The following is a 22819-nucleotide window of genomic DNA, read 5'->3' as shown; positions in this document are numbered from 1 at the left end:
CTGGCATAGCTGCACCCGGGCTTAGTTCGAGCTCATGGGACCATTGTTTGAAGCTGCCTTGACGGCGACGACCAGTTTTTCGTTCACAAACAATCCGGCGTGGATCGTCTCCGACTGGCGGACAGGTTGGGTGAATTTCCGTGAGGAGCTTGTTGGCACGGTGCCATCGGTCGTGTAGCGGAGTTCAAACGAGGGAACGGCCCGGTCACCCGGAGTTCCACCGGCGCCGATCACGCGCCACTGGTTTTCTCCAGGCACAATCGTGAGCGCGTACACCGCGCATTCAGGATTGGCAGTTTCGGTTTGCAGGAGCCCTGTCGCGATCCCTGCCTCCGCGAACAGCGAGTTGGTGCCCATGAACGCCACAGGTCCCATCGTTCCATACGCCACTTCGGGTTGAATCGAAACCGTTGTTCCGTCTTTGTCCTGAAGTTCAGCATGGCAGAACACCGCATCCTTCCCGCTGGCCGCGAACGGTTTCCCGGAAAGATCAAACTGCAGTTGGATTCGCGTGGCAGCGCCCGGGGTTCGGCGTTCAGCGCTTGCAACATCCCTGCTTCCGATATGTCCGACGGCGCGCAGTTGGCCGGGCTTGTATTCCTTCAGGGTGAAAGTGAAAGGAGGATGTTTGAGGTTTGTGGAAAACCGATCGGTGTCAGGTTGCCGGCGTTCCACCAGTAAGCCGTTCAAAAAAAGGCTGACCTCTTTGCAATTGCTGAACACGCGCACATCCAGCGGTGATTCAGCCGTCCAATGGTTCGCAATAAACACCATCGGTTCCACAGCTCCATTCCAAAGCGGCTCGCCTGGCGTCCGCTGGCTTCGATAAAACCAGTAACTGAATTTCGGCAGGCGAAAGATGTCCATCACGCCCGATCCTTCGATGTCTTCGGCATATCCGCGGTTGTAATCGAACATCACCCACAAGCCATCGGCGAAGGCGGTGGTTTTCAGGTTGTCATTGTGGGCTTCCTGGAAATTCAGTGCCTGTTGAAGGAGGCGGATTTCGCCATCGCCGCGGAACTGCCGGCTGTTGCGCTCGGCGGGTTGAAGATCCTTCCAGCGGTGTTGCTCGAGCCCTGCGTTCTGCGCGAAATATTCCCAATCCCCATACTCGCTGACGAGGCACGGAATGTCCCTGACGCGTTTGCAGCCGCCGTGCTGGCGTGCCTGGATGAAGACATCAAAACCCCGGGTCCAGCCGCAGGTGAACATCTGGTCGCCGGGATATTCCTCATGCGAAAGTTTCTGTGCTTGCGCGATGAATTCGCGCGGCATCGCGCTTTCGTTCAGCGATGTTTCCCAAAGAATCACACAAGGATGATTCCTGTCGCGCCGGATCAGTTCCCGGCACTCTTTGAGCTTGAGTTCGGCAAAGGCGGGATCGCTATTGAAGAATTGCCAGCCCATAAGGCAGTTCATCACCACGAGCCCCAGTTCGTCGCATGCGTTCATGAAGGCTCGGGACTGCGGGTAATGTGAGAGCCGGATGTAATCGAACCCGGCTGACTTGATCTTGAGTGCATCGCGAAATTGCGCCGCGTCGGAAAGTGCGTTGCCGATGTATGGATATTCCTGGTGTCGATTCACGCCGCGCAGGAACATCTTCTCACCATTGATCCAAAAGCCGTCCTTTGTCATTTCGATGCGGCGGATTCCAATGCGCGTGGTTTCCGAGTCGACGACGTGTTCACCCGCGAGCACTTCACTTCGCACGTTGTACAAATGCGGAGCGCCTGGCGACCAGAGCCGGGGATTGGCGACCACAAGCTCATGAACGACCTCGCGATCCTCACCCGGCTGCAACGTTTGGCCGGTGGACTCTGATGGAATCACCTCGCGATTTTGGAAATCCAGCAAGGTGGTGCGCAGCTGGAACCTTCGCGATTCCTGGTGCTTGTTGTGCAGGTGCGTCTGAACGCGGACTGTTGCTTGAGATTTGGAAACTGCAGGGAACGACACAAAAATACCGCCACTGGCAACTTTGTTGGCGAGGATGGGATCGCTGATGTTCAGCCGGTCCTTGATGATCAGGCGGGCGCCGCGGTAAAGGCCGCCATACAGGTTGAAGTCGAGTTCCGGCAGCGGCTTGGGTCCTGTGATTGGATTGTCACGATTATCCAGGCGGACGGCGATCAGGTTGGTTTTGCCCGGCAGCACCGCGGCTGAAATGTCGAGCACGCAAGGAAGATATCCTCCCATGTGCCTGCCGAGGAATTCTCCGTTCAGCCAAAACTCAGCGGTGTTCATCGCCCCTTCGAAATGAAGAACGACTTCCTTTCCCGCTGCAGACGTGGGCAATGTGAAAGCCTTGCGATACCAACAGAGACCCTGCCATTGCGGGGAGTTCTTTCCTGCAACCAGGGCTTCCACTCGTGCGGTATGCGGCAGCGTGACCCTTTCCCATTGCTGATCCTCATAATCGGGCCGCTCTGCCGCGGCAGCATCGCCGCGCGTGAACCTCCAGTCTGGATTGAAGGAGATTGTTTGGCGTTCGGCGAATGCAGAAGCTGCGAACAGCAACGCTGCGAAGAGCGTCCGGGCAGGGCGCAAACGAAGATTCATTTCAATTCTTTTCCAGTCTGAAAAAGCGCTGCCCGCTTTCGAGCGGCACGACGGTGCTGAACGTTCCGCCGGCGCTCTGCACCGGGTTTGTCACAGGCGACCAGTTGTCGGCGACATCCAGACCCGAGGCACTCCTCAGTTCCATGCCTGCGCCCCCGACGGGCCATTCAAGCCGCAAGCCCGCGGGATCGGCGGCCGCCTGAAGTTGCGCGGGCGCAGCCAGCTGGCCAAACACGGCTGCTACAGGAAGGATATTTCCTCCCGTTCGGAAGAACGATTTGTACTGGAAACTCGCGGTGGGAACGCCGTTCACCTGCTGGTATTCCGTTCCCCACCAAACAACGCCCGCGGCCTTGCCGGGAGGCAGGCGCTTGATGATCTTCGCCAGTTCGGCAACGAATTCCACCTGGCCGTTCGTCGTTGCAGGAATGCCGAAGATGTTTGTGGAATTCGTCCAGGGAAACGCAGTCTCCGCGATCAGAACCGGCTTGTTGAAACGCCGGACCGTGTTGGTCAGGCAATTCTCAAATGCCGGCAGTGTGCCGTGCCACCATGGATAATAACTTTGGCCAATGATATCGAATGGCACGGAGCGCTGGGCCAGGTTGTCGAAAAACCATTGTGTCGTGTCCCAGCGCGCTCCCCGATCGATGTGCACCACAATCTTCGGCATGTTTGTTCCCGCGGCGTCCTTGATGCCGTTGATTGCAGCCGACATCAACTGCGCAAGTTTGTTCCATTGGGAGCTGTTGGTGTTGGCGCCATCGGGGAACAGCATGCCTCCCGTGATTTCGTTTCCGACCTGGACGTATTCCGGCATCACACCCGCGGCATCAAATGCAGCAATTGTGTTGCTGTTGTAGCTGCGCATCTGCTGCACAAGCTCAGAAAAGGTAAGGCCGCTCCACGCGGCTGGTTTCTGCTGATGGCCGGGGTCGGCCCAGGTATCGGAGTAATGAAAATCGAGAAGGATCTGGAACCCGGCATTCTTCGCACGAATCGCGAGGGGCAGCGTGTAATCCAGGTTGTTGATGTAGTTGTAGGGATTGTTTGCCGCCTGTGCTGCGCTGCTGGTGAACAGACGGAGGCGGACGCAGTTGATGCCGCGAACCTTGAGAAGATCCAGAGCATCGCGGGCCTGACCATTGTCACGATAAACGACGCCTCGGCTCTCAAAAAACGGGAGGTGCGACATGTCAGCTCCGGCGATGAACTCCGCACCGGAAACGTGACTGGTTGCGACCACGATGCCCGCGACCAACAGCGACCAAACGATTCTTTGCACAAACGCCATCACGCAACCCTCAAGGTCCTACCAGGCGGAAGTACCGCGCATTCTCGTTCAGGTTGACGTTTACGGCGGCCTGGCCTTCAGTGTCGGCGACGTTGTTCCAGGAGGTGAGGTCGCCCGAACTTTGCAGACGTACACGCGGCCCTGCAGTCCAACTCAACGCAGCTTCGGATGCGGCGATGGTCTCGACCGTTACCGCACCAAGGTCCGGGATGTTGCTGAAAAAGGCTGTCGGGAATGCGACCGCATTCGTGGTCGAGAGGGTGGCAATCCGATTGCCAGTGGCTTCCCAGGTTGTGCCGTTGTTGAGGACGAATTGATACTGAACCTGGCTTCCGACAGCGTCGTTGGTGTCGACAATGGTGCCGCTGTAAATCAGCGGGTTCGCGGGATCGTTGGTCAGGACGAAGCCGCCGAGCCAGGTGCTTCCCGGGCCCATGAGGAAGGACCCGCGCACCTCGACCACATCACCGTTTTCCGGGTTGAAATTGCCTCGGGCGATTTGCACGCCCAGGTTCACGCTGAACGTGAGTGGAATGGGCGAGGCGGTGTTCGTCACGTTGTTGAAAAAAACAACGGGCAGATTCGTTGCCGTGGACGGCATGATGAATGTTCGATTGTCGATCGTCTCCCAAGTGCTGTTGAGAATGTATTTGTACGACACGGTGCTGCCCACGAGGTTTGTGACGTCCAGCGTCGTGGTCCACACGTTCGTATCGCTTAGGCTGCGTGTCAGCGATATCGGCGAAATATCGACATCCCAGTCATTGATGGCATCGCCGGCAATCCAAAGTGTGCCGTTATCGGGATCGAAGGTGCCCTGCGCAATCTGGACGGACATGTTGACCTGGAACGTCACCAGTTGGTGGTTCACGTTGACGTTGGTGATGTTGTTGAACCAGGCAACGGGCAGCACGGAATCGGCGGCGGGTACTTCGAAAAATCTGTTTTGGGCTCCGCCCTCTCCGACGCCATTGTTCTCCCATTGAACGCCACCCCCGAAGCGGTTTTTGATGAACTTGTAGTTTGGAAAAGATCCCGCTGCGCCCACTTCGAACGTGCCTTCATAGACGAGGGCATTGGTCGTTGTGGGAAACAGTTGCGACGCGGTCTCACTCCATCCGTTGAAGGAGGCGCCAATGTAGACGAGATCGTTGCCCGGATCGAAAAGGCCAAGAGCCGCCTGCACTTCCATGTTTACCTGAAACGTCACCTGCACGGCGGAAGCCGGCAGCACGAGAGCCGCGGCGAGGCCAAGAATCGACACTGCCTGCGAGAAGGTTTTCATAAATTTAAAATGCGAACCCGAAACATGGTTTGGAATTGTGCGATGGAGAGCCGTTATCGCTTATTTTGGGATAGGCTGCCAGCCTGCCAAATGTATGGTTTTTGGCTTTAGTAAAACGCAGTCGTATTCCCGTAGTATTGCCACTGGATCTGCTTGAAAGGCCGGGTTTCCACGTGCCCGTCGGCAAAAGCGAGGTTGACGGACAAGACCTTGTTGCCAATCGAATGCCCGGCGCCGGCCCGCGCAGTGTCCTTCTGTTCCCCGGGTGCAAAGCAATAATCTGTCAGGATCGGCTGAATCGCGGCGCTGGCATCCTCGATCCGGGTTGGCCAGCCATTGGTCAGTCGCGCGTTCGCCCCGGGAGCCGGAAACAGCACGCCGCCACTCCTCCGCGGAACCCACCAGGCATGGTTGAGGATGGCGAACGTGTTGTTGAAGCGGGACGCAAGATATCGATTGAGGTCGTTGATGGATGTGATCGGCCGGTTCAATGTGGATTGGGACCAGCGGTTGGCTTCATCGAATTCCGCGGGCCGCGTCGGACAAAACCAGAGTGGGGCTGTCAGGCCATAGGGCTGCAGGCCTGGCGCCATGTCGATCGACACGTCCCATGCATTCCGGCCGGACCCTGGCACAGGGTACGAAGGGAACCTGCCTTGCTTGTCATCGCCCGCATACATGCTCGTGACGATGCCCCATTGGCGATAATTCGAGGTGCAGCTGATTTCCTTCGCCTTGAATTTCGCGCGTGAGAGTGAGGGCAACAGCATTGCAGCGAGCACCGCAATGATGGCAATCACTACCAGCAGTTCAATCAGGGTGAAGGCCAGGCGGTTTTTCAGGACCACGCCGTTGAGCAATGGATTCACGATCTTCAAAGGATTAGTTCAGGCGCCGACGCAAGAACAGCAGCGCGCCAGCGGACAGAAGGCTCAACGCGCCGGGTTCAGGAATCGCCGCAATGGTGTAGGGGAGGACACCCGACCCCGAATCGTAGGGAGCACTGTTCCATGACAGCGGGGCGTTGCTGCCCAAGGCGTCGAGAACGTTGTCGCCACCTGAAGTTGAGGAATAGATGTCGAAATTGAAACTGTCGCCAGGGCTGAGTCCGAGCGCTGCGTATTCGAGCGAGATCGTCACAGCAGTCGTGTCAACGGCAGCAGTGATGTTGAACGGGTTTGCTCCGCCCGTGGACGTGACGGCATTCCACGCCGCGCCATCCCAACTGTAGAGTGTCGCGCCGGCAGGATTGCCGCCGCCGTTGTTCAACCAGTTCCCGATGAAAAAATTCATTCCGCCGCTGCTCATCTGGATGTCTTTTCCCCAACCGCCAGGGCCGCTGATGTTGCCACTTCCAGCCGCCGCCGTATCGAAGCCGATGAGGTGCGTTGCCCAATCATTTCCAGAAACCGACGGATCGGAAGCGAGATTGATCGTGAACGTCAGCACGCTGGCATCGTTGTTCACGGTTGCTGAAGTCATGTCCAGAAAGCCGGATCCCCCAGTAAAATCACCAGTGGCGTCCGGGTAACTGGCGGCGGACGCGAGGGAGATGGAGCAGGCGAGCGCGGCTGCCGACAAAGAGGCGGTTGCAGGTTTCATTGGCATCAGACTATCGCCGCCTGCCGCGTGGCGCATAGCCTCACAAATGTGTGGTTCTCAGTTGCCCGAACGCGCCGAGTGGAACTTGAGCGCAGCCTCCGTGCGCGAGCGAACATGGAGCTTGTGGTAAATGTGACGCAGATGCCAGCGCACCGTTCCGTCGCTGACGCCGACGCGCTCAGCGATTTCCTTGTTTGAAAAGCCCTGCGCTAGAAGCTCGAGAATCTGCGTTTCGCGCTTCGAGAGTTCCTCGACTTCCGCCGCGGCGGCCACCGGTTCCTGAAACGAGAAAATCACCTTCCGCGCAATTTCCCGCGACATCGGCGCGCCCCCCTGCCGGACTTCCCGAACGGCCTGCACCACCTCGTCAGGACTGCAGCGTTTCAGAAGATAACCACAGGCGCCAGCGCGGAGAGCCTTGAAGATGCGATCGGTGTCTTCGTAAACCGTTACCATGATGATTTGGAGCGCGGGCAGCATTTGCTTCAGCTGCGCGGTACATTCAATGCCAGACATGCCCGGCAATTGAATGTCCATCAGCACCATGTCGGGTTGATGTTTTGGAATGGTTTTCAGCGCTTCCTCGCCCGTGGCGCAGACGCAGACGCATTGGCATTCGGGATCGCCCTGGACAAATTCCGCGAGGCTCTCTCGAATAATCCTGTTGTCCTCCACGATCGCGATGCGTGTGACTCCGGGTTTCATAGTGTCGGCAGCGAGAATTCAAGCACCGTGCCTGCGGGACTGGTGCTCGCCATCCTGAATGAGCCACCCATTCGCTGCATGCGATGGCTCATGTTCGCCACCCCGTCCATTCCGTCCGCGCGACCCTCAGCGGGAATGCCGTGGCCATTGTCCGCGATTCGGAGTTCCAGCCGTCCAGCAACGATCCGAATGGCGATTGTCACCTCAGATGCATCCGCGTGGCGGACCACGTTGTTCAATGCTTCCTTGAACGCAAGAAACAATTGATGGCGCACGCCGGAGCTGACCACCTGATCGCCTGGACTGCCGCCATCATCAAGGCGCCACGAAATCCCCGCGAGCCCCAAAAAACGATCGGCGTAGAGCGAGAAGTAGCTGATCAACGAAACGAGGGAATCATGCTTCGGATTCATCGCCCATACGATTTCATCCAATGCCGTGACCAGTTCCCGTGCGCGCGCGCTCATCTGTTCCAGGTATGCTGCGCGGCGTTCCTCAGGCGCCGTCGCAGAGCGTGAACGGGCGGCGAGCATTCCGATTTCGGTGATCCCGGAGCCCAGTTCGTCGTGCAGGTCGCGCGCGATGCGTGAACGTTCCTGTTCCATCTCGCGCTGATGTTCGACACGCTGCCGCTCCTGGATTTCTGCGCCCAACTGCACGGTGCGCTGTTCGACTTTGCGATGCAATTGAGTGATCCACAGCATCGTTGCCGCCAGTCCTGCCAGCAGCGCGCCAACAATGATCAGCAAGCGTTCCAAAGTCCACCAGGGAGGGCGCGCCAGGATGGCAATGGCATTGGCATCCATCACCAGGAGTTCAAAAGACGAGATCGCCGGTTCACCCGCCCGGGTTCCGCGCTGTGCCACGTACACGCCTGTCAGCGCCAGCCGGCTTCCTGGATCCAGCGACGGCAACTTTGCCTGGCTGGCGATTCGGGCGAGGAAAGTGCGGATCCCACTTTGCATTTCGAGCAGCCACTCCTCAGGCGTTTTTCGAACATCCACGAGAGTTCCCTCAAGTCGAACGAGAGTCGCATCAAGCTGGGCGTGCAGGACGTTGTCGGAACGCAAGGTCGTCGGCGCGGCAAGTGGCGCCGTGCCGATCTTGCGGATGAACGCCTCATGGAGCAGGGGCGCCGCACCTGATACATCGGGAAATCCAACGGCCTCGACAAGATCGCCCGCTGCATGTGCTACGGGCGATCGGCTGATGAGCCGGATTCCGTAACCTCCGTTGGAGATGTACGCCTCGTTGCCGCGGGCGTAGAGGATTTGTCCTCCGACCTTGACCCGCTGGAACGCGCTGGCTTGAGGGTCAAAGAGGCGAAGCTCGGGCGCAGTTTTGGAGGGAATCGAAAAGAGGTCCTCAGGCGCGGCAGCGTCGACGGTTATGGTTGCAGCGTAAATCCGAACCTCGCCTGGCCGCACCTGATGCGTGACATAATCCCACGATGCGAACAGGCAGCCGCGAAGGCGGATGAGTGCGTTCTCGCAGGAGCTGAGATGGTTGGTGTCATCGCTCGCGAGACGCAGATCCACATGCACGATTCCGCCCTGGGTTCTCATTGAAATGCCATTGGATTTCACCTCCGTCACGATTCCCTGCATTTCGACGAACTGAGCGTCCAGACTGCCGTTTATTAGTTGATCCCAATTAGGCCGCACGGGTTCCGGCGTCAGCGCGCTGCCAAGCGTTCGGACGCGTCGGGCGTTCACGACCGGGGCGAACAGGCTGGGGTCCGTAACGCCTTCCACCTCCAGGAATTCGTTAAGCTCGGGTGCGAACGGCCGGCTGTCGGAGAAGTCGACGACGTAAATACCGCGTGACGCGTCTTGCAATGTGAAAGCCTGATGTTCGGGCAACACGGATGTTACAACGCCGCGCAGGTGAACGGGATAGCCCCGCTGGGCCTCATCGCGTTTCAGGCGATGCACTTCAGCAGCCGTGGTGAGAATGGGTAACTCCCCTTCGCGAGACACAGCTGCGAACTTCGCGCCGGTTTGCGTTGGAGAAACAATGCGAATGGATCGTCCGTTTGAAACCAGCATGGCACCCGCGAGAACCTGTTCGTCCGCGGAGTGCGTTTGTTGGCAGACTCCTGTCACCTCGACGCGGCGGTTTAATAATGCTGCGGGTGAAAGTCCGTTGGCATCGGCAACGTTCACCCGCATTTGTCCCGTGCCCGCTTGCAATTCGAAGATCATGCCCGTGCCCTGTTCGGCCGCGAAAACCACGGTCCCCGTGGACCGCGCCCATATACAGTCCTCGGAAACCGGCTGACCCGGAATAATTTGGATGGGAATGGGAAACGTCGCTTCGCCGATTGGGGTGAGCGTCACCGTCGGACCGCCGACGCGAAGGCGGCTTCCATCGTCGGATCGCAGCCAGAACGTGTAGACGCCCTCCTGTGCCGCGTGGAGAAAGCCAGAAAACGTGATTGCGGCATGTTCGTGGCGGGTGCGGATACTAATGTCGAATCCGTCCGCGACGCCCGAAGCGATTGCGGGAAGTGAAGCGAAATCAGGCAACGATTCCCAGTTGCCTTCGAAGCATTGGTAGCGAACGCCATGGGTGTTGCTGCCAATCGCATTCGTCGGATCGATTGCATGGTGTAGAACGTCGTACGGAAGCGGCTCGCGAGCGAATCCCGGTCCCGCCCATTCCAGCCGAAGGTCAGCGCCTTCAACCCCATTGAACCATTCAAGGCGGATAGGCTGCATTCCCGATCGCAGGAACACCGTGCCGGATTTTTCGACAACGGCGTGAACTCCGTCATTGTTGATGATCGGGCCGGCGGTGCCGAACCGAAAACCGGATCGCGTTCGCAACACGGTAGTTTGGCCCTGAAGCCGAATCGCTTGCCCGGAGTGCAGCGGGTATTCGTGTTCCAATTCCAGTTCGCGCGCACCGCTGGAATCGTGGAGCACAAAACGGGTGTTTGACGTATCAGCCCAAAGCACGGTTCCCGACAGGGATATAGCAAGAGCGTTTGTGGGTCCGTGGGCAACCGCGGCGGACAGCTCAGAGACGCGGGTCAACAGAGGAGCATCGCTCTGCGCGAATGCGTTGAAGACCGGCAAACACGCCACGAGGCTGAACAACTCGTTCCGGAGATTCAGCGCGCGCACGATTGCAGGATAGCGGGGACCTCGATTCAGGCAATCTTGGGATTGTGGAGTTTCAGCGCGGTTAAAACTTTTTTAAGATTTTTTGAAAGTTCCGTGAAACCGGCCCGTATATAGGCCACGAGCGGGCGGCATGGGGAGATGTTGGCAGGGGGGCGAGGAGAAACAACATTGTTGCCGCCTGCTCATACAACTTCGGTTCGGTTAAGACAGGATCAGAGTTGCAGAATGCTGGTGCGGTTCTTGAGCTTGGAACAGATTTCACGGTGGTTCCGGACGCCAGGCTCAACCCGCACCGGCATTCAATTTTTCGCCTCGGAATTTCCCCGTTGAATGGGCAGCCATTGGTCCGCCGTTGTCCTACCCCGCTGAGTAGGCTTCCACGCATGAGACTTAGGCACCTTGTTCAATCCAATTCGCATCGCACAGGACGGTTGATCGCCACCTTTGGCAGCGCGGCCTTGATCCGAAGCCGCCGGGGATGGCATTTGGAGGGCGGTTCGAGGTCGGATCGCCTGGAAGCGCGCGAATGGATCAGTCTATTTCTTCATGAGGCGGTGGTTGGCGACGACACACAATGCCCGAGGACGCGTCGGTAGCGGCCCAATTCGTGCTGGTTTTTGCGGTTCGCCCCGCCCATTCTTACGCGGGACTAAAAACCAACGATGACTAGCACCGCGACGGTATCCCTGGCGAGCGCTCTGGTGAGCGGGTTGCTCGCTTTGGCGGTCATTGTTCGCGGGCGGCGCTCTCCGGCGAACTGGCTCTTTTGCGGCGGGATGGTTGGATTGGCCTGTGACAGCCTGTTTTTTGGATTGAGCCACCGGTCGGCCGCGCCCGATGAAATCCTCTTCTGGCACAAACTTTCCTTTGCTTCCAAGGCCATTCTGCCCGGGCTTTGGCTCGGCTTCAGCCTCACGTATTCCCGTGGAAACTATCGCGATTTTCTGACGCGATGGCGTTTGCCCTTGATGCTGGCGTTCTTTCTTCCTGTCGTGCTGGTAACCGCATTCTGGGACGATCTCATCCGCGAACTGAAGCTGACGGAGGATGGGCGGCCGTATTGGCTCGGTTGCGGGCTTTCGGGAAACGCGTTGCACGTCGTGCTTCTCGTTTCCCTGGTCGTTGTCTTGATGAACCTCGAAAAGACGTTCCGCACTGCTGTCGGCACGCTGAGGTGGCGTATCAAATTCGTGGTTCTCGGCCTGTGCGTGATCTTCGGCGCAAAGATCTATACTGCGAGCCAGGCGATGCTCTATTCGGCGGTTTTGCTTTCGTATTCGGGAATTGAGGCGGCAGGTTTGATTATCGGCTGCATCCTGATCGCGGTTTCCTATATTCGCGCGGGGCGCACAGAGATCGACGTCTACCCTTCGCATGCGGTTCTTTACAACTCGATCACGATAGTCGTTGCAGGCGTTTATTTGCTGACAATCGGTTTGCTGGCAAAACTCGTCGCACAGATCGGTGGCGATACCGGTTTTCCCGTCAAGGCGCTGCTTGTGTTGCTGGGAATCGTCGGGCTTGCCCTGGTTCTCATGTCTGACAGGGTGCGTCAGAAAATGCGGCATTTCGTAAGCCGCCATCTGCAACGTCCGCTTTACGATTACCGCACCGTCTGGAAAAGCTTCACCGAGACGACCATTTCACGCGTGGAGGAAAATGACCTGTGTAATGTGGTCGTGCGGTTCACGTCGGATCTTTTCCAGGTGCTTTCAGTGACGATCTGGCTGGTGGACCGCGATCGTGATGTGCTGGTTTTTGGATCGTCCACTTCCCTGCAGGCCGAAGAGGGGCGTCGCCTGGCGCCGCAGGCCGGAGACACGGGTCCAGTGCTGGAAGCTTTTAGGAATCGGCCCGAGCCGGTGGACATCGATTCGACCAACGAAAATTGGGCGGTCAGCTTGCGCAGCCTTACGCCAGGAGAATTCCGGAAGGGAGGGCATCGGGTTTGCGTTCCTGTGATTGCGGGGGGAGACATCCTGGGCCTGATCAGCATTGGAGATCGCGTGAGCGGGGTTCCGTGGTCGGTGCAGGACACGGATCTTTTGAAGTGCATTGCAGACCAGACAGCGGCGTGCTTGCGTAACATCCAGCTGTCGCATCGGCTGATGCAGGCGCGCGAAATGGAGGCATTTCAAACGATGTCAGCCTTTTTCGTCCATGACCTGAAGAATACGGCGTCGACGTTGTCCCTCATGTTAAAGAATCTTCCTGTTCATTTTCATGATCCTGCGTTTCGGGAAGACGCGCTTCGCGGCATTGGCAACACTGTCACCCATATCAACAGCCTGATCGAGCGCCTGACCATGCTGCGCCAGCAGCTGGCAATTCATCCCGCCCCGTGCGAGGTGAACGCGATTGTCACCCAGACGCTGCAGGGATTTTCCACCGATACGAGCGGTGTCCGCGTCGTCACTGACCTTGGATCCGTTCAGCCTGCGCTTCTGGATCGGGAGCAGATCCACAAGGTGATTCTCAATCTGCTGTTAAACGCGAGGGAGGCTTTGGCGGCAGGCGGGGAGATTCGCGTGGAAACACGCCAGCAAAATGGTTGGGCCGTGATCGCGGTGACCGATAATGGGTGCGGAATGAGTGAGGAATTCATGCAGCGCTCACTGTTCCGGCCGTTTCAAACAACGAAGAAGCGGGGGATTGGAATCGGGATGTTTCAAAGCAGGATGATTGTCGAGGCCCACAAGGGCCGCATGGAAGTTCAAAGCTCGGAAGGCAGGGGAACCACGTTTCGTGTGCTCCTGCCCAGCAACGCACAATGATGAAGCCGAAATTACTGATAGTTGACGATGACGAAAGCATTCGGACCCAGATGAAATGGGCGCTGGCGGATGAATATGAAGTAACCCTGGCGGAAGACCGTCCCACCGCGATTGATGCGTTTCGGGCGACGAGCCCGATGGTGGTGCTGCTCGACCTTGGCCTGCCGCCGCGCCCCGCAAATCCGGACGAAGGATTGGAAACGCTTTCTGATCTGCTGGCCATCGATCGATTCACCAAGGTGGTCATTGTCACGGGTCAGAGCGAAAAGGAGAACGCGTTGCGCGCGATCGGGACTGGTGCCTACGACCTGCTTTGCAAACCCGTGGACATGGATGAACTCAAGCTGCTCCTGAAACGCTGCTTCCACCTGACCCAGTTGGAACGTGAGTTTCACCAGGTTCAAGCAGCAGTTTCGACGGACGGATTTGAGGGCATGCTGGGGACGAGTTCCGTGATGCAGAGCGTGTTTGCCTCCATTCGCAAGGTTGCGACGACCGATGTCCCCGTGCTGATCCTGGGTGAGAGCGGTACTGGCAAGGAAATGATTGCGCGCGCAATTCACCAGCGCAGCGGCCGCCGCGGCGGGCCATTCATCGCCATCAATTGCGGTGCAATTCCTGAGAACCTCCTGGAAAGTGAATTGTTCGGACACGAACGCGGGGCCTTCACGGGCGCGCACGTCCAACGCAAGGGGCGCATCGAGCATGCGGACGGCGGAACGCTGTTTCTGGATGAAGTGGGCGAACTGCCGTTGCCTCTGCAGGTGAAGCTTCTTCGTTTCGTCCAGGAGCAATCGATCGAGCGGATTGGCGGGCGCAGCACCATTCACGTGAATACGCGCGTTGTGGCGGCCACCAATGTGGATCTTAAAAAGGCGATGCTGGAGGGAAAGTTCCGTGAGGATTTGTTTTACCGTCTCGCGGTCGTGTCGGTGAAACTTCCCCCTCTGCGTGAGCGCATTAATGACATTCCCGTGCTGGCCAAGGCATTCCTGCAAAAGTTTGCCAAGCAACAGAACCGCAACTCGCTGGACTTCAGCGCCAAAGCCCTGCGCGCCATTCAATGTCATCTCTGGCCCGGCAACGTGCGCGAACTCGAAAACAGAGTGAAGCGTGCTGTCATCATGGCGGAGGGACGATACGTCGGCCCTACAGACCTGGAACTGATCGATGATGCAGCGCCGACCACCGGTTTGACCCTGAAGCAAGCACGTGAAAATGCCGAGCGCGAGGTCGTCCTCGCCGCGATGCAACGTAGCGGCGGCAAAATCAGTCGCGCTGCTGAGGAATTGGGAATCAGCCGGCCCACGCTCTACGAGTTGCTGGAAAAGTTGGGAATTGATCGCGGCAATTCGGAAGAAAAGGTCGAGGAAAAGGAGTCCTGACCGAATGCCGACGCATCCGTCCGGCGTCTGCGATGCCTCGGTTTGACCGCGTTCACGCACGATCTCCGTAATCTCCGGGTTTTGCGGCGTAGAAATACAGAGGCAAAAACACAGTAAAAGCCCTGAGTATCAACAACTTACGTCGCAAAAAGTGTAAAAAACCCCAGAATTCAGGCTGAACTTGTAAGTGTCTGATAATGCGGGAGTTGCGTTTTTTTCTGAACGGAAAACGTCGGGTTAGCTCACAAACACGGGAAACGCCCCTGGTGCGTCTCGCACCCGTTGGGTTCTGCTTTGGCTTCGCTTGTTGTTCCCAATCAACAACATACGTCGTATGGCAACCCAGCAGCTCCTTCTTTATTTCCCGATTGGCACACCTGCTGCGAGGAAGGACCGTGGAATCATCGTGCAAACCGCACGAGGAAAGTGGAACGAAAACTATGGAACTAAAACGGATTTTCAGCGTCGCTGCGATGGGGTTGGCGATCAGTTTGAATGTGCAGGCCTTGACCGTCACCCCGGCTGGCGCGCTGCAGCAATTCAACGGCAGTGAAACCACGCCCCTTACCGCGGGTGACTTTGCCAGCATTATCGGACCCGGGGGTGTCGATCTCTACGTGCAACCTCTTGGAGGAAGCGCCGACGGCTGGTTCAAGGATTCATACCAGACGCAGTTCATACCCGAGCTCAATCCCACAGGAGCCATTGTGAGCCTTATCGGCGGCCAAAGCTCAATCAGCGGATATGACAGCTTGTACCTGTATGTGAAGGATGGAGATCTCGGCGAACCCGCCTGGTACCTGTTCAACATCACCGGCTGGAATGGAGTTGAAAGCCTTGAGCTCGACAGCTTTTGGGGCGGCCGTGGGGGTTCCATCACTCACATCGGCATCTTCGGAACCGGCGGAAACTCCGTCCCTGATGGCGGCGCGACATTGTTGTTGCTCAGCGCAGGACTCGCCGGAGTGGCATCCCTGCGGCGGTCCTTGAAGCTTTAAGAGCTTTTCGTGGTGGTGGGTAAAGGCCGTTGGGGTTTTCCCCGACGGCCTTTTTCTCGCGCGCGGGCGTCAGCTCATGTCGCTCGTGGTGAAAACTGCGCGGAAGCTGCGGTCGTGTTTATTGGCAGTCCGACGATCGGCGCGTGGCGGATCAAGTGATAGATGTAATCCTTGAGCTTTGCCCGGCGCATTTTCATTTCTTCTATTTCCTGGTCCGTCGCAAAATCAATGTCTTCTTCAATGCGATAAATGGCGTCATCCAGCCGATGGTACTCGTCATAAATATGCCGGAAATGTTCATTCGAACTTTTCAATCGGCGAACCGCGTCGCGATATTCAGGAAATTCACGGAGGATGGGATGATGCAGGTCCATGGGATGTGTGCCTTTCGTTGTTGAGGTGAGTGGATGAATGCGCCTGAAGAGACTCGGCGACAAAGGGCGGGGCAGAAGGACGTCTTGGAGGAGAGCCGGTTTGCCGTAAGCACCCGGCTGGTAGACACTTTTCAACGTGTCGCTTCAGGTCCATTCGCGGAACCGTCCTTACGATTCCGAAGTGATCCTAGCCCACAATAAAGGACAGTAAAGGAGTCCTTTCAACTTTTACGAGGGGGCGGGGCGGCATTCCCTCAGCCTTCCGCCTCTCCAACGCGCACCACTTCAATTCCCACCAGGCAAACATCGTCGGCAAAACGTCCGTCTGCCGAGAACTTCTCGACGTGTTTGATCAATCGGTCAAACAGGACCGAGGCCGGCAGCTTGATGTGCCGCTGGATTTCCTCCGTCAGCTGCCCCTGGCTGTAGAGTTCCTGATCAGAACCGTGAACCTCATACAAGCCGTCGGTGAACAGCAAAATGAGATCGTCGGGGGCGAGCCCAACTTCCGACGTTTGATAGCTCGCCTGTTGAAAGAGGCCGAGTGCCGGCTGACTCTTGCCTCCCACATTCACGAGCGTCTCGACCCGGTTCTCGCGGCGCCGAAGGTGCAGCGGCTTGGGATGTCCCGCGTTGGTGTAACGCATGCGCCCGGCGCGGTAATCGGCGACGAGATAAAACGCAGTAGTGAGCAAGGGCGTGCCAGCATGCTTGAGAATCGAATACAAATCGCTGTTGAGCTTCGTCATGAACTCGCCCGGATCGGCCCCAAGCGGTTTCAATTCCTCCACGAGGGCGCGAATCATCGCCGTGACGAGCGCAGACCGGACACCGTGCCCCGCCACGTCGCAGATGAAGACCATCGCCTCGTGGCTCGAGAGCGATGAGATCGAGAAGAAATCTCCGCCCACGGCACCTGTCGGTAGGTAGCGATGAGAAAATTGCAGGGCGCTGTCGGCGGCCGACGCGCTGCGCGGGAAGACAGGATATTGTTGGGGCAGCATCGTCAACTGGATTTCCCGGGCCATCGTGAGGTCCTCTTCCAGTTGCCGGTTCTTCTCGCGCAACGCTTTTCGACTGCGGGCGAGCAGTTCGTTGGATTTGCGAATTCGCTCCTCCGCCATCCGCTGCTCCGTGATGTCCCAGAAGATTCCCTGCAAGCCGATGATTTTCCCATCTGGCCCGTACAAAGGTGTCTTCACGACCTGCGTGATTTGCTTCTTCTGTCCGATCGGGTGGTGCTCCTCGATGATTTCGCAGGTCTGGCCAGTCTCCATCACACGCCAGTCGTCACGCCGATACTTTTCAGCCATCTCAGGCGGGAAAAAATCGAAATCGGTTTTGCCGATGATGTCCTCAAGCCGGCAGTTGTAGTGACGGCAGTACTGCTGGTTCGCGAAGGTGAAACGTCCCTGGAGATCCTTGCGAAAAACATTCTGGGGCATCGTCTCGACGAGCGAATGATATACGGATTCGGAGCGGCGGAGATCTTCCTCGGCCTGCCGCCTCTGGGTGATGTCCTCAACCGTTCCCTCAAAATAAAGGATCTTTCCCGAAGGATCGCGAATGGCCCGGCAATTCTCCGAAATCCAGATGATGCTCCCGTCCTTGCGATAAATCTGTGATTCGAAGCCCGACAGAGTGTCGTGCTCCTGCATCAGGCGGACAAACTCGTCACGACGCCCTTCCTGAACATAGAGAGTTTCGGCGATGTTCGTCAGGGATTCAGCCAGTTCGTCCGGGCTGGAATAGCCATAAATCCTGGCAAGGGCCGCGTTGGCGAGGAGGTAGCGGCCTTCCGGCGTGGTCTGGAAAATTCCCTCAACGAGATGATCGAAAATTCCATGGTATTTCTGCTCCGCCGCCAGCAGGCTGAGATCCATGCGATGCCGTTCGATTGCGTATCGAATGGATCTTTCCAACCAACCACATGTGAGCTGATCTTTCACGAGGTAATCCTGGGCGCCCGCTTGAACGGCTTCCACTGCAACGGTTTCGCTGTCGGCATTTCCCGCGGCGATGATCGGCAGCCTCGGTGCCTGGGCTTTCAGAAGTGAAATATTCGCCAGACCGGCACCATCGGGAACGGCGACATCGAGGACAATTACATCGAACTGGTTGCGGTTCAGGACCGAAAAACCGGCATGCAGATTGGGCGCCGAGGAGAGCTCAGCTGAAATGTCGCGCGCCTGCTGCAGCATCTCGGTGATGGCGCGGGTAAATCCTGGATCATGCTCGATGAGCAGGATTTTGAGTCTTTGCTGATGCGACATACAACACCGGCTACGCCTCTTTCAATTTGCGTTCGAGGATTTCGCCGACCACGGATGGGTTCGCCTTTCCCTTCGAGAGCTTCATCACCTGGCCCTTCAGGAAGTTGAGTGCGGCGGCCTTGCCTGCTTTGAAATCTGCAGCGGGACCGGGATTCGCCGCAATGGCGCTATCGCACAGTTCCTCAATTGCGGCGGTATCACTGACCTGGGCGAGTCCCTGTTCCTGAACAATGACTTCCGGAGCTTTCCCCGAAGCAAACATTTCGGCAAACACCTGCTGGGCCGCTGAATTGCTGATGGCCTTGGTTTCCACCATTCCGATCAGCGCGAGCAATGCCTGCGGCTGAAATTTAAGCGAATCCAAACCGGAGAAGCGGACATCTGCACATTCCACTCCCATTGCGGATTGTTCCGCGAGTTCCTTCTGGTTGAGCTCGCCGAGTTTCGCCTGGAGATTGTTAATGATCCAGTTCGCGGCGAGTTTCGGATTCTTTGCCGATTTCGCGATGCCTTCAAAAAAGTCACCCAATGCCACGTTGCTCTTGAAGACCTCCGCGTCGGTGGCGGGCAGGCCGTAGGTGCTCATCAATCTCTGTTTCCGCGCGAGCGGCAGCTCAATGACGCGACGCGATACCTCCTCGAGCCATGACTCTGATGGCTCCAACGGCATCAGATCCGGATCGGGAAAGTAGCGGTAATCATGTGCGTCTTCCTTGGTGCGCATCTGCTCAGTCACGCCCGTGACGTCATCCCAGCGGCGGGTGGATTGAATCAGCTTTTCACCACGCTGCACGGCTTCGATCTGCCGCGGAATCTCGTGCTCAAGCGCTCGCCGGACTCCCGAGAAGCTGTTCATGTTCTTGATTTCGATTTTCGCGCCGAGTTCTTTGGAACCTTTGGGCCTGACGCTGACATTGACGTCGCAGCGCACCATTCCCTTTTCCATGTCGCAATCGCTGATGCCACCTTGGACGAGGATCTCCTTGAGTGCATTCAGGTACGCATAGGCCATGTCGGCGCTCGTAAGATCCGGTTCCGAGACAATCTCCATCAGGGGCACGCCAGCGCGATTGAAATCGACCCCGCTGTTGCGCTCGTAGTGCGTGCTCTTTCCGACGTCTTCCTCGAGGTGAGCGCGGGTGATGTGCACGCGCGCAACTCCGCCCGCAAATTCAAAATCCACATGTCCGCCGCTCGTCGAAGGGCGGTCGTACTGCGTGATCTGGTAGTTCTTGGGCATGTCGGGATAGAAGTAGCTCTTCCGATCAAACTTGGCGAAGCGCGGAATCTGGCAGTGGAGCAGGTACCCGGTCAGCACCGTCAGGCGGAGCGCTTCGTCGTTCGGCACGGGCAGTACTCCAGGGAGGCCGAGGCACACAGGACAGACATTCGTATTGGGTGCAGCCCCGTATGCGTTGGGGCATCCGCACCACATCTTGGACCTGGTCTTCAGTTGAACGTGAGTTTCCAGGCCGATGACGGCTTCGTATTCCATAGGACGGCGAAAGCTTAAGCAGCGGCGGCGGCAGATGCACCGGAAATTTGCGCCGGGCGCGCTTCCCTTTTTTCATCCATAAATGCAGCCCCGTGGCACGAAACCAGATTGACCATGAACGCGTCTTGCCGGTTACAGTTCCGCATCAACCATACTGATATGACATCCGGCTCCAATTCCAACGGCATCAATCGACGGCAATTCATCGCCACGACCTCCATCGCGGGCGGCGGCGTTCTGCTTGGCGCGTCGGCGCTCGCGCAGTCGAATCCCACGATCACTTCTTCGCCACGCCGGAAGCGTTATGCGCTGGTCGGGGTCGGCGGCCGCTCGGGGATGTACCGCGACGCGGTGCTGCGCACGTATGCGGAGCACTGTGAGATGGTGGGTTACTGTGATGTGAACCTTGGCCGCTTGCAGCTTGCGCAGGCGCGGTCGCGAGCGGCTGCGAACGTGGAAGTCCCGATCTTTGAAGCAAAGGATTTCGACCGCATGATTCGTGAGACGAAACCCGATGTCGTGATCGTCACCACCAAGGATTCCGCGCACGATGAATATGTCATTCGCGCGATGGAACTCGGGTGTGATGCCATGACCGAGAAGCCGATGACGACTGACGAGTCGAAGTGCCGCGCGATCCTCAAGGCGCAGCGCAAGACCGGGCGCAAATGCACCGTGACTTTCAACTACCGCTATTCCCCCCATCGCACCCAGGTGAAGGATCTGCTGATGAGCGGAATCATCGGCGATATCCTTTCGGTCGATTTCCATTGGCTTCTGGACACGGTGCACGGCGCGGATTACTTCCGTCGCTGGCACAGCCGAAAGGAGAATTCCGGCGGCTTGATGGTGCACAAGGCAACGCATCACTTTGACTTGGTGAACTGGTGGTTGTCAGCTGTGCCGACGACGGTGTTTGCGAACGGCAAAAGGGACTTCTACACGCCGCAGATGGCAAAGCGAATGGGTCTCCAGAGTCATCATGAACGCTGTCTGACCTGTCCCGAGAAGGACAAATGCACCTTTTACCTCGATCTCCGCGCCAACCGCAATTTCCGCGAGCTCTATCTGGAGAATGAGAAGTATGACGGATATCACCGCGACCAATGCGTGTGGCGGCCGGACATAGACATTGAAGACACAATGAATGTCGTTGTGCGTTACAACACGGGCGCAACGCTCAGCTATTCCCTCAACGCCTTCAACGGTTGGGAAGGCTACCGCATCGCCTTCAATGGAACCAAGGGCCGGCTCGAGCACGGGATCCAGGAAAAGGTTTATGTCTTCGGCGATGGCTCAACACCGGGCGCCGTTGCCAAGGAGGGAACTTATATCCGGCTGTTCCCCCTCCGGGCGCCGGCGAGAGAGGTCGAGCTTTGGCCTTCCGGCGAAGGCGGTCATGGCGGCGGAGACCGCGTGATGCTTGACGATCTGTTCCTCCCGCAAAAGCCCGCGGACAAATACCTCCGCGCAGCCGATCATCGGGCGGGGGCCTATTCGATCCTGACAGGTGTCGCGGCAAACCGCTCGATCCGCAGCGGCAAACCAGTGGAAATCTCCGGCCTCGCCGGTGACATCGCCCTGCCTGACTACGCGCCAATGCCTTCGCATCGCCAGCCTTTGCCGATGCCCCCGCGTTCTTAACCGGGTTAGACCACAAGATACGGTCAGGATGTGATGGGCCGACGTGGAACATTCCGCGCCGGCCGGCGCGGTTTTCCTTCTGTTGAATCACAGATCGGCACAAGCAGCTGCCTGCTATTTTGGCTTGGGTCCCGAGGGTGAGTAGGGGAAACTCCTAGTCTCGTTAAGCCTTTGTGCCAATGTGCAAACAGGGGGCGTCCCAATTGTTGTTTTTGCGTGGTATCCCTAATTTGCTGTCATGCAAACAACAATTGTACGACAAGAAACGCTCGGTCAGGCAGAACCTGCTGAGGTCCGGAAGGACTCGGTGCTTGGCCTTCGTCCGGAACTCAGGCCAGTAGAGAGCGGTCTTCGTCGGGAAGCCGCCTTCAAGTCAAAGAGCCCGTATGCCGCTCCCGGCAATGGCACTGGCAACGGCAATCGCGCCCTGGTTGAGGCGCTGGCGAATTCAAGAATCTACCAGGAGTACGAGCGCGCATTCAGCGATGCCACGGGCCTTCCAGTCGCCCTGCGCCCGGTGGAATCCTGGCAGCTGCCGCATCACGGCAAACGGAATGAGAATCCATTCTGCCAGATTCTGGCCCAGAAAAGTCGCGCCTGCGGGGCATGTCTGCAGGTGCAGGAAGCTCTTTCACAACGGTCGACAATGGAGCCTCAAACCATCGCATGCGCTGTCGGCATGTGCGACACCGCCGTCCCGGTCCGCCTGGGCGACAAAGTGATCGGATTCCTTCAGACAGGGCAGCTGTTCCGCAAGAAGCCCACGCCCGCGCAATTCGCCCGCGCCGCCAAGCTGGTCGCCAGCTGGGGTGTCGAGGCGGATCTCCAGACCCTGCGCAAAAGTTATTTCGAAACGAAGGTTGTTCCGGCCCGGCAGCACGATTCCGTCGTCAAGCTCCTGTCCATCTTCGCGCAGCATCTGTCGATGCTCAGCAACCAGGTCGTTGTTCAGCACGAAAATGCCGAACCGCCCGTAATTACGCGCGCCAAGGAATTCATTCACGAGCACCAAACCGAGGAACTTTCGCTTGGCCAGGTCGCCCGCGCGGTGAACACCAGCACGTTCTATTTCTGCAAAATGTTCAAGAAGGTGACTGGGATTAATTTCACCGATTACCTTTCCCGCGTGCGCATCGAAAAAGCGAAGAACCTGCTGCTGAACCCAAACCTGCGTGTGAGTGAGATCGCGTTCGAAGTCGGGTTCCAATCGCTGACGCACTTTAATCGCGTGTTCAAGAAAATCCTCGGCCAATCGCCCACGGAGTATCGCGCGCACCTGCTGGGCAAGTGACTCAGG

At 57.7% G+C, this 22819-nt stretch carries 15 protein-coding genes; 5 read left to right on the top strand and 10 right to left on the bottom strand.

Annotation, left to right across the window (positions count from 1 at the left end; genetic code table 11):
* Positions 1-21: 21 nt before the first annotated feature.
* The 7 genes from VEH04_06800 to VEH04_06770 form a co-directional block, all read right to left on the bottom strand.
* Entirely contained in the window at positions 22-2565 is a 2544-nt protein-coding gene (locus VEH04_06800; protein HYG22476.1) for a glycoside hydrolase family 2 TIM barrel-domain containing protein, read from the bottom strand.
* 1 nt (position 2566) lies between these two features.
* Complete coding sequence (locus VEH04_06795) at positions 2567-3850, bottom strand: glycosyl hydrolase 53 family protein (GenBank protein HYG22475.1); 1284 nt, start codon at positions 3848-3850, stop codon at positions 2567-2569.
* A 19-nt stretch (positions 3851-3869) separates the two neighbouring features.
* Entirely contained in the window at positions 3870-5144 is a 1275-nt protein-coding gene (locus VEH04_06790) for a hypothetical protein (GenBank protein ID HYG22474.1), read from the bottom strand.
* A 107-nt stretch (positions 5145-5251) separates the two neighbouring features.
* Complete coding sequence (locus VEH04_06785; GenBank protein HYG22473.1) at positions 5252-6013, bottom strand: type II secretion system protein; 762 nt, start codon at positions 6011-6013, stop codon at positions 5252-5254.
* Between the two features lie 13 nt (positions 6014-6026).
* On the bottom strand, positions 6027-6746 hold the full coding sequence (locus VEH04_06780) for a PEP-CTERM sorting domain-containing protein (GenBank protein HYG22472.1): 720 nt from the start codon (positions 6744-6746) through the stop codon (positions 6027-6029).
* 57 nt (positions 6747-6803) lie between these two features.
* Complete coding sequence (locus VEH04_06775) at positions 6804-7451, bottom strand: response regulator transcription factor (GenBank protein ID HYG22471.1); 648 nt, start codon at positions 7449-7451, stop codon at positions 6804-6806.
* Complete coding sequence (locus VEH04_06770; protein ID HYG22470.1) at positions 7448-10579, bottom strand: ATP-binding protein; 3132 nt, start codon at positions 10577-10579, stop codon at positions 7448-7450. Before VEH04_06770 ends, VEH04_06775 begins: the two co-directional genes overlap by 4 nt.
* Positions 10580-11241: 662 nt before the next feature.
* Between VEH04_06770 and prsK the strand changes: the two genes are divergently transcribed.
* From prsK to VEH04_06755, 3 genes are all read left to right on the top strand, one after another.
* Complete coding sequence (prsK, locus tag VEH04_06765) at positions 11242-13353, top strand: XrtA/PEP-CTERM system histidine kinase PrsK (protein ID HYG22469.1); 2112 nt, start codon at positions 11242-11244, stop codon at positions 13351-13353.
* Positions 13353-14738 (top strand): PEP-CTERM-box response regulator transcription factor, encoded by a 1386-nt coding sequence (gene prsR / locus VEH04_06760; protein HYG22468.1) that lies wholly within the window; start codon positions 13353-13355, stop codon positions 14736-14738. Before prsK ends, prsR begins: the two co-directional genes overlap by 1 nt.
* A gap of 440 nt (positions 14739-15178) precedes the next feature.
* On the top strand, positions 15179-15736 hold the full coding sequence (locus VEH04_06755) for a VPDSG-CTERM sorting domain-containing protein (protein ID HYG22467.1): 558 nt from the start codon (positions 15179-15181) through the stop codon (positions 15734-15736).
* A 74-nt stretch (positions 15737-15810) separates the two neighbouring features.
* Here the strand turns inward: VEH04_06755 and VEH04_06750 are convergent, their stop codons facing one another.
* From VEH04_06750 to gatB, 3 genes are all read right to left on the bottom strand, one after another.
* The gene (locus tag VEH04_06750; GenBank protein HYG22466.1) at positions 15811-16110 is read right to left on the bottom strand and encodes a YdcH family protein; all 300 of its coding nucleotides are present in this window, start codon (positions 16108-16110) and stop codon (positions 15811-15813) included.
* 254 nt (positions 16111-16364) lie between these two features.
* A complete protein-coding gene (locus VEH04_06745) occupies positions 16365-18383 on the bottom strand; it encodes a SpoIIE family protein phosphatase (protein ID HYG22465.1) in 2019 nt (672 codons plus the stop codon).
* A gap of 10 nt (positions 18384-18393) precedes the next feature.
* Positions 18394-19878 carry an Asp-tRNA(Asn)/Glu-tRNA(Gln) amidotransferase subunit GatB gene (gene gatB, locus VEH04_06740; GenBank protein ID HYG22464.1) on the bottom strand — a complete coding sequence of 495 codons (1485 nt, stop codon included), beginning with the start codon at positions 19876-19878 and terminating at the stop codon, positions 18394-18396.
* 159 nt (positions 19879-20037) lie between these two features.
* Between gatB and VEH04_06735 the strand changes: the two genes are divergently transcribed.
* Positions 20038-21522, top strand: a complete 1485-nt coding sequence (locus tag VEH04_06735) for a Gfo/Idh/MocA family oxidoreductase (protein HYG22463.1) — start codon at positions 20038-20040, stop codon at positions 21520-21522.
* A 238-nt stretch (positions 21523-21760) separates the two neighbouring features.
* Positions 21761-22813: a helix-turn-helix domain-containing protein gene (locus VEH04_06730; protein HYG22462.1), complete on the top strand. Its 1053-nt coding sequence runs from the start codon at positions 21761-21763 to the stop codon at positions 22811-22813.
* Positions 22814-22819: the final 6 nt, after the last annotated feature.

This window comes from Verrucomicrobiia bacterium, from assembly GCA_035629175.1.
In the GTDB taxonomy this organism is placed as follows: Bacteria; Verrucomicrobiota; Verrucomicrobiia; order Limisphaerales; family DASXHY01; genus DASXHY01.
The sequence above is the reverse complement of the archived record's forward strand: the minus strand, read 5'-3'. Positions and strand labels throughout refer to the sequence as shown.